Source organism: Rhodococcus sp. 05-2255-3B1 (assembly GCF_002258545.1).
GTDB lineage: Bacteria > Actinomycetota > Actinomycetes > Mycobacteriales > Mycobacteriaceae > Rhodococcoides.
On the sequence record NZ_NOZC01000043.1, the window covers coordinates 40,930 to 52,348 of the forward strand.

Consider the following 11,419-nt stretch of genomic DNA (forward strand, 5'->3'; position numbering starts at 1 on the left):
GCCCGCGAGCGAAGGAACCGGCGATGAAGAGAATCGGATGTGTCGCAGTGGCAGTCGTCGGAGCATGCATGCTCGGAGGGTGCGGTGCGAGCGGTGAAGGCGACGGTCCGATGGCAACCGTGATCACCGACCGCCCCACCCCGGTCGCCACGGCTCCCTCCGTGCCCTCTGCCACGTCGGCATCACCGTCCACCACATCGATCGCCACGCCGACGTCCACCACGGTGGCGCCGACGAGTCCTGCTGCAGCCCAGGCAAAGCCGCAGGACTACGCAGGCAAGGCACCCGGTTGGTACTACTTCTCGAGCCCCAGCGGAAAATTCGAGTGCGGTATCGCCGTCCTCGAATCCTCGATCGCCGGATGCCACGGATCACTCCCCGATTCGGCACCCGAGGTTCCCGGCAGCGGAGCGTCGGGGACGGCGGTGAAACCGAATGCCGTACAGCTGATCGCCGGGTCCCCGGCGAAGTTCGAGAGCCTCGGCGATCCCAAGTTCCACCGTTTCGACGGGCCTGCGACGGCCTTGCCGTACGGCGAAGTTCTCACCGTGCCCGGAAGTGGTTCCACCAACGGCCTGCAGTGCAGCGTCGACGAGAAGACCGGGGTCACGTGCTCCGATCAGGTCGGCCACGGTTTCACCGTCTCGAACGAGGATTTCGACCTTCGCTGACGGTCTCGTTCGCGCGGCAAATTACCAGGCGTAATGTCCGGGGACGGTACGACAATCCCTGCCGTACGGTCTCCCCAGCGGCCGACGCCCGTGCGCGCGGCCGGAAGGTGCATCACACATGAATCAGACCTCGGACCGCCACACAGCGAAGGTCATCGGCGTCAGCATCGCCGCTGCTGTGGGCGGGTTCCTGTTCGGCTTCGACAGCTCGGTCATCAACGGCGCTGTCGACTCGATCGAAGATCATTTCCTCCTCGGCTCGTTCACCACCGGCTTCGTGGTGGCGATCGCCCTCATCGGGTGCGCAGTGGGCGCCTGGTTCGCCGGCAGCCTCGCAGATCGTTGGGGACGCAAGAAGGTCATGCTGCTGGGCTCGGCCCTGTTCGTCGTTTCCTCGATCGGCTCGGGATTGGCGTTCAGCGTCCCCGACCTGATGCTCTGGCGAGTGCTCGGCGGACTCGGAATCGGCATCGCTTCGGTGATCGCACCGGCGTACATCGCCGAGATCGCTCCCGCCAAATGGCGCGGTTCCTTGGCCTCGCTTCAGCAATTGGCCATCACCATCGGCATTTTCGCTGCTCTGCTGTCCGACGCTCTTCTCGCCGGTGCCGCCGACGGCGCGTCCAACGACCTGTGGTTCGGCATCGAGGCATGGCGCTGGATGTTCCTGGTCGGCGTGATTCCCGCTCTCGTGTACGGGTTGCTGGCAACCCTGATCCCGGAGTCTCCGCGTTACCTCGTCGGTCAGCATCTCGACGAGGAAGCGGCCCGCGTACTCGCCGAGATCACCGGTGAGCTGCACCCGGACGAGCGCGTCCACGAGATCAGGCTGACGCTGCGCAAGGAGTCACGCTCGTCGTTCGCCGATATTCGCGGGCCGAAGTTCGGCCTGCAACCCATCGTCTGGGTGGGCATCACGATGGCCGTGCTGCAACAGCTGGTCGGCATCAATGCGATCTTCTACTACTCGACGACGCTGTGGCGTTCGGTCGGCTTCTCCGAGGATCAATCGTTCACCACCTCCGTGATCACCGCTGTGATCAACGTGGTCATGACGTTCGTGGCGATCCTGTTCGTGGACCGAATCGGTAGGCGCAAACTGCTGATGGGGGGTTCGATCGGCATGTTCGTCGGGCTCGTCATGGCGTCGGTGGCATTCTCGCAGGCGACCGGCAGCGGCGAGGACGTCACGTTGCCCGCTCCGTGGGGTGCGATCGCGTTGGTCGGGGCCAATCTGTTCGTCATCTTCTTCGCCTCCACATGGGGACCGATCATGTGGGTCATGCTCGGTGAGATGTTCCCCAACCGCATGCGTGCCATGGCGCTCGGCATCGGCACGGCAGCTAACTGGATGGCCAACTTCGCTGTCACGCTTGCCTTCCCGCCGCTGACGTCGTCCGTGGGGCTGTGGGCGATCTACGCAGGATTCGCTCTGTTCGCCGCGCTCTCGTTCTTCTTCGTCAAGGCCAAGATCAGGGAGACCAAGGGCATGGAACTCGAGGACATGCTGGGCTGACGCCGGACCGCAGATGCAGGGGCGGCACCAGCGCCACCGGGTGAGCGGTGTTACTGTCGCTTTCGTTCTGACACGGGGTGTGTCCGCCGATGCGGATGCTGAGATCAAACCCGCCGAACCTGATGCAGGTAATGCTGACGAAGGGATGTCAAGGCGATGACGCCTGTTGTATCTGCGGACCCGGTCCGCTTCACCGATCTACTGTGGGATGCGTCCGAGAACATCCGACGCGCGATCGACGACCTCGAGTTTCTCCGGCTTCTCGGAGCCGGAACACTTCCGCTCGATGCGTTCCGTCGGTATCTCGAGCAGGATTCGCTCTATCTCGGTGGGTACGTCAAGTCGCTGTCACTACTGGCTGCACACGCGCCGAACCCGGTTGCCGGAGCATTCTGGGCGAGCGCCGCCGCCAGCGCGATGGACGAGGCCGCCTCGCACGAAGAGATGCTGACCGGTGGAGCGCTGCCCGCGTCGACCCGGACACCCGAGCCTTCACCGGCATGCCTCGGTTACACCTCCTACCTCACCGCGATTGCGGCAACCGAACCGTATCCTGTTGCAGCAGCGGCTGTTCTGCCGTGCTTCTGGATTTACGCCGACGTGGGCCGCTCACTCGCCGGTGCCGCGAGAGCGGTTCTCGATCGCGATCCCGACCACCCGTACGCGCGGTGGGTGGCCGCGTACGACGCACCCGAATTCCATGCGATCGTCGACGCCGCAAGGACATTCGTGGACGACGCGGCGGCTGCCGCGACTCCGGTACAGCGAGAGCAGATGATCGACGCCTTCGTCGTGGCATCGCGGTACGAATTGATGTTCTGGGACAGCGCTTTGCATCCCACTCCGTGGCCGCTGGCCGAGAGTGCGGTGCACGCATGAGAACCGCTCGGATCCTCGCCGCGTTGGCGGCGGCCGTCGTTGCCACGACCGGACTGGTGGGCTGCTCGCAGTCGACGGACTCCGACACCATTCGATTCGCGTTGGACTGGACGCCGAACACCAACCACACCGGCCTCTACGTGGCGCTGCAGGAAGGCTACTTCGCCGACGCCGGTCTGGACGTGGAGATTCTGCCGTACAACAACACCGCGGCGGACACTCTCGTCGATGCCGGAAACGCCGAATTCGGTATCAGTACACAGAGTTCGGGTGTGTTCGCCACTTCGGCGGGCGCGCAGATCGTCTCGGTCCTCGCGCCGCTCCAACATTGGGCGACCGGCATCGGTGTCCGCGCAGATCGAGACGACATACCGAGCCCGAAGGCACTCGACGGCAAGGTCTACGCCGGCTTCGGCGAATCCGGTGAGCAAGCCGGACTCCAGCAGGTCATCAAGAACGACGGTGGCACAGGCGAATACGAGACCGTCGTCCTGGGAACCTCGGCGTACGAGGCGGTGTATTCGGGGACCGCGGACTTCACCGTCTCCTATTTCGCGTGGGAAGGCATCGAAGCCGAGCACAGCGGAACCCCGATGAAGTACTTCGACTACACCGACTACGGCTTTCCCGACGCCTACGCCATCACGATCAGCGGCAACGAGCCCTGGCTCGCAGCCCACCCGGACCAGGCCGAGAAGTTCGTCCAGGCTCTTCAGCGCGGCTACCAACTCGCCGCCGACGATCCGGACAAGGCCGCACAGGATCTGATCGACGCCAATCCGGGAACGTTCACCGACGAATCGCTGGTCTTCGAGAGCCAGGAGATGCTCGCGGCGAAGTACATGAAGGACTCGTCCGGCGAAGTAGGACGACAGAGTATCGACAAGTGGACGGCGTACTCCAAGTTCCTGTACGACAGTGGCGTGTTGGCCGATCAGAACGGCGCGCCTCTGACCGCGGAGCCGGACTGGTCGACCTACTTCACCAATGACTACCTCGGCGATCGATGAGACGGTGGCCGCTGATCGAGTTTCCTTCTCGCTCAGCGGTATCCGAGCCTCGCTGCGTTGGGCGTGGCCGGCGCTGACCGTCGTCGTTCTGATCATCGCCGCCTGGCAGATCTACGTCGAGATCAGTGGCATCCGCCCGCAGGTGCTGCCGTCCCCCGGCCGCGTGGTGGTCCAGGGTTGGGCGCAACGCGATGCGATCGCCGAGAACGCAGCGGCAACCCTGCAGGTGACCCTCGTCGGGTTCGCGGTCTCCCTGTCCCTGGCCTGGTTGCTGGCCATCGCGGTGGACTTCTCGCCGTGGCTGCGTCGCGCGTTCGTTCCCCTCTTCGTCGTATCGCAGACGCTTCCGATCATCGCGATCGCGCCACTGTTGATCATCTGGTTCGGCTTCGGGCTGCTTCCGAAGATCCTGGTGATCGCTTTGGCGACGTTCTTCCCGATGGCCATCGGACTCATCGAGGGTTTCGCGGCGGCCGATCGAGACGCGCGATCGCTGCTGGCCAGCATGGGTGCCTCGCGCTGGCAACAGTTTCGATACGTGCGGCTACCGTCGGCGCTACCCCGGTTCTTCACCTCCCTGCGCATCGGAATCACCTACGCCGTGGTCGGCGCGATCTTTGCCGAATATGCCGGGGCCAGTGCCGGACTCGGCATCTACATGAGCCAACAGAAGAACTCGTTTCGTACCGATCTGGTTCTCGCCGCGGTTGCCGTGACGGCCGTGATCAGCGTGGTCCTGTTCGTCTCCACCTTCCTGGTGGAGCGGTTCGTCGCGCCTTGGGCGCGCCACGGGTCGGTTGGTCTTCATGTCTGACCCCGACACCTGCATCGACGTTCACGATCTCACCAAGTCATTCGGCGACAAGCCCGTACTCGACGGCGTGTCGTTCAGTGCTGGCCCCGGCGAGTTCCTGTCGATCATCGGCCCGAGCGGTTCCGGTAAGAGCACGGTGTTCAACATGCTGGCCGGACTCGACAAGCCCGACTCCGGCACGGTTCGAGTACCGCCGTGCGCCTACATGCCGCAGAAGGATCTCCTGTTTCCATGGCGTTCGGTGCTGGACAACACCACCCTCGGGCTCGAAGTGCAGGGCGTTGCCAAGAAGGAGGCGCGAGCGCGGGCACGCGAGCTGTTCCCGGTGTTCGGCTTGGACGGGTACGAGTCGGCCAGACCGTCCGAGCTCTCCGGCGGCATGCGCCAGCGGGCGGCGCTGCTGCGCACGGTGGTGCAGGGACGATCGGTACTACTGCTCGACGAACCCTTCGGGGCACTGGACTCGTTGACTCGAAGCGATATGCAGGCCTGGTTGCAGCAGGTCTGGTCGGAGTTTCGGTGGACGGTCCTGATGATCACGCACGACATCCGCGAAGCGGTCTATCTCTCCGATCGCGTGATCGTTCTCTCCCCCAGACCGGCACACGTTCGACGGCAGATCGAGGTGGCTCTGCCACGTCCACGCGGGCTCGAGATCGTCACGACGCCGCAGTTCGCGGCGGTCGAGAAGCAGTTGATGGACGTTCTGCTCAGCGCGCCGACGCCCTGACCGATACCCGCTGGCGAGTTCGGTCGACGCAGGGCTCAGTCGACGCAGGGAATGCCGCCGTCGCTGTGCACACCCTCGTCGGGGGCTGCCGCCGGACCCAGGGACGGATCCTGTGCGGCGACCTCGATCGGGGGCGGCGGCGTTGCGGGATCAGCTGCCGCGGTGGTCGGCGGTGCCTGCACAGGTACGTCGCCGATCAGCCGGGCTGCCTCGGCCCGGACGGCGTCGACGTCGACGAGATTGACGTCCTGCCCGTCGATCGTGTCGTAGCCGGTGATCGGGAGCGTGTAGAAATCGATGTCTCCCTGCATAACTGCACCGGCTTCGCCTGCAAGCTTCACCGGATCCAAGGACGCGTCGATCACGACGTCGTTCTTGGTACCCGCGACGAGCGCCCGGAGTTCGCCGATGTTCGCCATGACACCGGAGGTGCTGAGCTTGGCCATCACTCCTGCCACGAAGGCCTGCTGCCGTTTGGTTCGATCGAGATCGCCGTTGTCGAGGCCGTGGCGTTGCCGGACGAAGGACAGCGCCTGCGAAGCGCTCAGTTCCTGCGCGCCCGCGGCGAAGTCCGCCCCCGAATAGTTGTCGTGTACCGGATTGTTCAGGCACACCTGAATCGGCCCGACGGCTGTCGCGACGTCGTAGAAGCCCAGCAGGTTCACCTCGGCGAAATGATCGATCGGCACGTCGAGCAGGTCACGAACCGCGGTCAACGTCGATCGCCGACCCGCGTCGCGTGCTCGACGCTCACGTTCGGCCGAATCGGTGACGCCCTCGTCGAGCAACTGTGTATCGGCGTCGGCTTTGGCAAGTCCGTACGCCTCCTTGATCTTTCGCTTGCCGTATCCGGGAACGTCGACGTAGTCGTCGCGAGGTATCGACAGCGCAGTCGCCCTCCCTCCGTCGGCCGGAAGGTGCACCAGCAGCAGTGTGTTGGTGTTGTAACCGCCGACGTCGCTGTCGCCCGCATGCAGCGCATCGGTGACGAACTCGGCAGGCAGGTCGTTGCCGTCCATGTCCTTGCGGCTGTCGAGACCGATCAACAGAATGTTGGTGTCCTCGCCGTTGCCGCCCGGATCATTGTTCGCGATGCCGTCGAGCGCGTCCGAGGTGGTCAGCCCCGTGGTGGCTTCGCGGTACACCGCGAAGCCGATTCCACTCACCGCGATCGAGGCAACTGCCGCAGTGGCGACGACAATTCGGCCGATTCGGAGCGCGAGACCGCGGTTGCGCGACGGCGTCCTGATGCGATGGCGCCCTGATCCACGTTCACCGCGGGTGGTGTCGTTACCTGGGCCGTTCGAGAGCACCTCGCCAGGCTACTCGGCGCTCACCTGGTGGTTGCTCCACCCAATCGCAACGCAAGATCGTCGACGGCGGAGAACGCCGCCTCGAGATTGGCTCGTGCCTGCGGAATCTGCGGTGCGAGCGCCGGCACCCGCTCGGCGAGCGTCAAGTCGACCGGGACGAAGTGGACGTCCATCCCCAGCGCAACTCCGAGCACCTGTCGCAGTTGCGCGGTGGTGTGGTCGGAGGATGCGTTGTCGGTACCGGGGGTGTAGTCGTTTCCCCGACTGGTCACCACGACCACGGGCTTGCCGACGAGAGGTGCCGTGTCACTGTCGAACGGAACAGTGACACCCGGAACGTGTACGTAGTCGATCCATGCCTTCAGGGTCGACGGGATCGACCAGTTGTACATCGGCGCGCCGATCAGCACCGCGTCGGCCGAGATCAGTTCCTCGATCAGTTCGACCTGCAACGCCTCGGCGGACGGCCCCACGATTTCGTCGGCGGTTCGCAGGCGAGGTGCCCAGTGCAGCGCCGAGGTGGGTAGGTGGGGCAACGGACTCGAATGCAGGTCTCGATGGATCACCGAGTGGTCGGTGCCGATGCCATGCCAGGCGTCCGAGAAGCGGGCCGTCACCCGACGGCTTATCGAACGATCCGGGTCGGCGGACGAATCGAGGTGCAACAACTGTGGCACTGGAACACTCCTCACATGCTGGGTGCTCCGAGCCTATGCGTACCGACGCCTGCGCCCACTCCTATCCTGGACGAATGGACTTCCGATTCGTCATGCCTGCTCTCGAGTCGCGATCGGCCAACTCGTTGGCGGCAGTCGTTCACGAGCGAACCGGAGCGGACGTCGACCTCAGAATCGGCGGTTCGGAGGTTCGACTCGACGACGCATCACGCAGTGCGGTCTTGGAACTTCTGACCCAACTCTCGACCGGCCGGGCGGTGGCCATCGGAACCGTGGACGAGTTGCTGACCACTTCGCAAGCTGCCGAGGTCCTCGGTGTCTCCGACACCTATGTCAGACGGTTGGCCGACGCGGGCGACCTATCGATCGAAATGCGCGGCACGCACCGACGATTCAGGCTCGAAGACCTTCTGCGGCAGCGTGATCGATTCCGGTGAGGGTACGCGTTGCGGTCACCCTGCCTCGCGTTCGATGTGCTGGGACTGGACGGTCATGAGATCGCGAAACGCCTGCCCGGCAGCCAGCCAGAGTTGTTCGGAGTCGATGTAGTCCACCCCTCTGATTTCGACATCGCCCAGGTACGCGCCGACGTCGACCGACAACATTCCGATGACCGAAGAGACGTCGGCATCGAGATAGGTGGATTGGGTGTTCTGCAGCTCGCGGAACTGAGCGGAGAAGAACTCGGCCGGGATTCTCCGATCGACGAACTGGGCGATGAGGAACAGAAAACGGGACGCATGGGCCGTGCCCGTCCGGAAGGAATGTTCCATGGTGAAAACCTCTCCCCACGGTCGACAGCACCCCTCGCACTGTCGACCGTTGAGCTCGCTGGTACCCGAATTTCGATGCGCGGACGAACTCTCGAACATCGATTCGACCCAGGGGCTAAAGCAGGGAGCTCGTCCTACCAGCGCTAGGTTAATCGGACCTTTGTCCCGTTTTTGCCGGATAGGCCAATTTGGTGAGCAATCACAACAGAGCAGTCGTGCGCTGTGGTTTCCTACTGAAACGATCCCAACGGAGCTCGATCCGGAGTGTCCAGCTGCCAGAACTGCCAACCGTCGCGCTCCTCGACGTCCCCACTGATGTGCGTGGCTACTGCACTGGCGGCGACGGAGGGATTGTCGAACCGTCGACCCTCCATCGGCCCTGCGGTGATCTCGAGCCGTTGCGTCTCGGGGTCGTAGCGGCCGCTCAGCCGATAGCCCTCGCAGTCGGCAACGACGCGTACTCGGTTGTCCACAACTTCCTCTTCGACGGCTGCCTTGGCCGACTTACGAGGCGTCTTCACCCGTGGAGTACGAACCCACGTCTGTTCGGGTCCGAGATCGACCGTTGTGTCCAAGGTTGCACTCAGACCGAGCAGGTCCCAACGCTCACTGCCGTGCAGCACTCTGTCCACCGCGATTGCATGATGCCCAGTCCTGGTACGGAGGGGCGAATCCTGGACCCACAGGTCGACTTCTCCGCGAATGTCGGTGGCCATCTCCTCGGACGAGACCATGTAGAAGCGCGGCTCTTCGTTCGCGAGATCGACGAACACCCAGTACGAGGATCCAGTGTCGTCACTCTCGAGCGATTCGTCCTGCCTGCGGGCTTTCCAGTCACCCGTCACCTTGGATCGCACTCGGACTATGCACGAGGAACTGCCGTCCATGGACCAGACCTGCACGGGGTTACGCCGCGACGTCGTCAGCCGCTCTGCGCGACCACCGCGCTGAGCGACGGTTCGAATGAATGCCTTGATTCCCCGGTCGGATGTGTCTTCCACGGATTGCCACCTTCAGCCTCGAGAGCGCCCCGTGCTTATGAAGAGCGGTGTTGCGACGGGTGGCGCTCGCACGACTCGGTTTCCCTCACCCTACTGCGTCGATGCGTGCTCGAGTAACCGCAGAACTCTCCACGGGACGAGTGCCGGTTACGGTGGTGACACCGAACTCGGCGAGGAGATACCACCATGACTGTCGAGATCACCCATGACAGTGCCGACCATCGATTCGAGATCCATGTCGATTCCGAGTTGGCGGGCTACTCGGAATACCTGGAATCGGACGGTTCCAGAACGTTTCATCACACTGTGACGCTTCCGCAGTTTCGCGGCCGAGGACTTGCCGCTGCGCTCACCGAATTCGCTCTCGACGACACCAGCACGCAGGGACTCCGCGTTGTCCCTACGTGCTGGTTCGTTCGCGACTTCATAGCAGCCGCGGGTGATCGCTACTCACATCTGGTGGAGACCTGACTGTCACCGGCTGAGCGACATCACCCCGATGCCGATCTCGGAGTCCGATTCGCAGTCGTTCGAGGCCACGGCCCCCATGGCCTCACTCTCGCGTGAATCCGATTCTGCGACAACTGCTTCGGCAGCTCTTTCTTCCGCCACCCGACGCCGTTCGTAATTCTGCACACCACGCGCGACGCGTTGTCGGTGTTCGTTAAGGATCTGTTCGTAGTGGTACATCTGTTCTCCTACAACAAAAGTGGACGCCGGACACAGGGCATTGTTGTGCGGCGAAGTATTGGTCAAATTGCGAAATTGGGTCAACCGATTAGCACCGGTTGGGCCGAAGGTCTACTCAGAGAGCATGATCGGCGACCATGGCAAACCGCGTGCAGACAACTCGACGGCGTGCGTAATTCATTTCTGCTGCCATTGTCCACCTCCACGGTCTCTGCGATGTGCCTGTGTCACGATCATGCACGGCGGCCGCCCCGAACTCCACCGATTAAATTCGACGCTCGAGGCGCAGGCGTTGTGGTCCACGAATCAGGTTGGTATAGCGGCTATTTGCCAACCAGTAGGCATTGCGGACGACATTGGCCAACGCAACGAACCGACACACCGTGTACTGCCCGATGAAACTCCCGTCTACTGCCACCGGAGTCGAGGTCGAGAGTCCCAGCTCGCAAACGCGCGCGCGTTCGCGCTCCCGTCGGCAGTCTGCACTCGCGTCACGCACCGGCACCGGAGTTCAGCCCTGGGTGTCCGCAAATGCGCGCGTCTTTGTCGGGTGCGCGGGAAATGGCGGGTGTCCGGGCTGCGATTGTGTGCGCGGTTGGCGACTGCGCGCGCGTTGTTCGCGGGGATGTGGGCTGATGCCGGCTGCGCTGGTGGTCGGTGGTGGTCGGGTCGAGATCGGGTAGGCGCTCGCTGCTGTGCGGTGCTCGCCATTCCGCAAATGCGCGCGCGTTCGTCGGGTGCCCGGGAAGTGGTGGGTGTCCGGGCCGCGATTGTGCGCGCGGCTGACGACTGCGTGCGCGTTTGCCCCTCCCCCTGTGGGTGTGGGCTGCTCGGGTCGGGTGGAGGCTGATGCCCGCGTCGGTGGTGGTCGCCGTTCCGCGAATGCGCGCGCGTTCGTCAGGTGCGCGGGAAATGGTGGGTGTCCGGGGTGCGATTGTGCGCGCGGATGGCGAATGCGCGCGCGTTTGCCTCCTCATAACGGAGTCCGCATTCGCCTCGCGCGTCGGCATCCGGCCTGCGATCCTCGTGTCCCGCACGTGCGCGCGCGTTCGTCAGGTGCGCGGGGATTGGTGGGTGGTTGGGGTGCGATCGTGTGCGCGGTTGGCGACTGCGTGCGTTTGCCCCTGTGGGTGTGGGCTGCTCGGGGATTGTGTGCGTGACGACGCGGTGTGGTGTCGGTTGTGGTTGTGGTTTCGAAATGCAGAACACCCCCGGACCGGGTGGTCTGGGGGTGTTCTGGGAAATTGTGTTCGGCGGTGTCCTACTCTCCCACACCCTGTCGAGTGCAGTACCATCGGCGCTGGAGGGCTTAGCTTCCGGGTTCGGAATGGGACCGGGCGTTTCC

General features: G+C 63.8%; 13 protein-coding genes, 1 rRNA gene and 1 riboswitch. Of the genes, 8 read left to right on the forward strand and 6 right to left on the reverse strand.

Annotation, left to right across the window (positions count from 1 at the left end):
- The first annotated feature begins 23 nt into the window (after positions 1–23).
- The 6 genes from CH249_RS28585 (at position 24) to CH249_RS26400 (ending at position 5,620) form a co-directional block, all read left to right on the forward strand.
- On the forward strand, positions 24–671 hold the full coding sequence (locus CH249_RS28585; protein WP_045194396.1) for a hypothetical protein: 648 nt from the start codon (positions 24–26) through the stop codon (positions 669–671).
- A 118-nt stretch (positions 672–789) separates the two neighbouring features.
- The gene (locus CH249_RS26380; RefSeq protein WP_094682038.1) at positions 790–2,187 is read left to right on the forward strand and encodes a sugar porter family MFS transporter; all 1,398 of its coding nucleotides are present in this window, start codon (positions 790–792) and stop codon (positions 2,185–2,187) included.
- A gap of 63 nt (positions 2,188–2,250) precedes the next feature.
- Positions 2,251–2,350: riboswitch (TPP riboswitch) on the forward strand.
- A complete protein-coding gene (locus CH249_RS26385) occupies positions 2,344–3,066 on the forward strand; it encodes a TenA family protein (protein ID WP_094647088.1) in 723 nt (240 codons plus the stop codon). It overlaps the preceding riboswitch by 7 nt.
- A complete protein-coding gene (locus CH249_RS26390; RefSeq protein ID WP_094647070.1) occupies positions 3,063–4,076 on the forward strand; it encodes an ABC transporter substrate-binding protein in 1,014 nt (337 codons plus the stop codon). Before CH249_RS26385 ends, CH249_RS26390 begins: the two co-directional genes overlap by 4 nt.
- The gene (locus tag CH249_RS26395; RefSeq protein ID WP_094632293.1) at positions 4,054–4,890 is read left to right on the forward strand and encodes an ABC transporter permease; all 837 of its coding nucleotides are present in this window, start codon (positions 4,054–4,056) and stop codon (positions 4,888–4,890) included. The genes CH249_RS26390 and CH249_RS26395 overlap by 23 nt, the downstream gene beginning before the upstream one ends.
- The gene (locus CH249_RS26400; protein ID WP_094647069.1) at positions 4,883–5,620 is read left to right on the forward strand and encodes an ABC transporter ATP-binding protein; all 738 of its coding nucleotides are present in this window, start codon (positions 4,883–4,885) and stop codon (positions 5,618–5,620) included. Before CH249_RS26395 ends, CH249_RS26400 begins: the two co-directional genes overlap by 8 nt.
- A gap of 35 nt (positions 5,621–5,655) precedes the next feature.
- Here the strand turns inward: CH249_RS26400 and CH249_RS26405 are convergent, their stop codons facing one another.
- Together CH249_RS26405 and CH249_RS26410 are read right to left on the reverse strand one after the other, a co-directional pair.
- Positions 5,656–6,933, reverse strand: coding sequence for an LCP family protein (locus CH249_RS26405; protein ID WP_094647068.1), 1,278 nt, complete (start codon positions 6,931–6,933; stop codon positions 5,656–5,658).
- Between the two features lie 20 nt (positions 6,934–6,953).
- Positions 6,954–7,610, reverse strand: a complete 657-nt coding sequence (locus CH249_RS26410; protein WP_094682039.1) for an FMN-dependent NADH-azoreductase — start codon at positions 7,608–7,610, stop codon at positions 6,954–6,956.
- 74 nt (positions 7,611–7,684) lie between these two features.
- Here CH249_RS26410 and CH249_RS26415 point away from each other — a divergent pair, with 74 nt between their 5' ends.
- Positions 7,685–8,047 (forward strand): helix-turn-helix domain-containing protein, encoded by a 363-nt coding sequence (locus CH249_RS26415; protein WP_032393460.1) that lies wholly within the window; start codon positions 7,685–7,687, stop codon positions 8,045–8,047.
- A 15-nt stretch (positions 8,048–8,062) separates the two neighbouring features.
- On the opposite strand, the gene CH249_RS26420 is transcribed toward CH249_RS26415, so the two are convergent.
- Entirely contained in the window at positions 8,063–8,383 is a 321-nt protein-coding gene (locus CH249_RS26420) for a hypothetical protein (RefSeq protein WP_032393530.1), read from the reverse strand.
- A 230-nt stretch (positions 8,384–8,613) separates the two neighbouring features.
- Positions 8,614–9,384 carry a hypothetical protein gene (locus CH249_RS26425; protein ID WP_045194378.1) on the reverse strand — a complete coding sequence of 257 codons (771 nt, stop codon included), beginning with the start codon at positions 9,382–9,384 and terminating at the stop codon, positions 8,614–8,616.
- Between the two features lie 186 nt (positions 9,385–9,570).
- Between CH249_RS26425 and CH249_RS26430 the strand changes: the two genes are divergently transcribed.
- Entirely contained in the window at positions 9,571–9,855 is a 285-nt protein-coding gene (locus CH249_RS26430; protein WP_094647067.1) for a GNAT family N-acetyltransferase, read from the forward strand.
- 3 nt (positions 9,856–9,858) lie between these two features.
- Here the strand turns inward: CH249_RS26430 and CH249_RS27685 are convergent, their stop codons facing one another.
- Positions 9,859–10,158: a hypothetical protein gene (locus CH249_RS27685; RefSeq protein ID WP_143544596.1), complete on the reverse strand. Its 300-nt coding sequence runs from the start codon at positions 10,156–10,158 to the stop codon at positions 9,859–9,861.
- Between the two features lie 1,164 nt (positions 10,159–11,322).
- Positions 11,323–11,419 (reverse strand): 5S ribosomal RNA (gene rrf / locus CH249_RS26435); the annotation flags it as partial.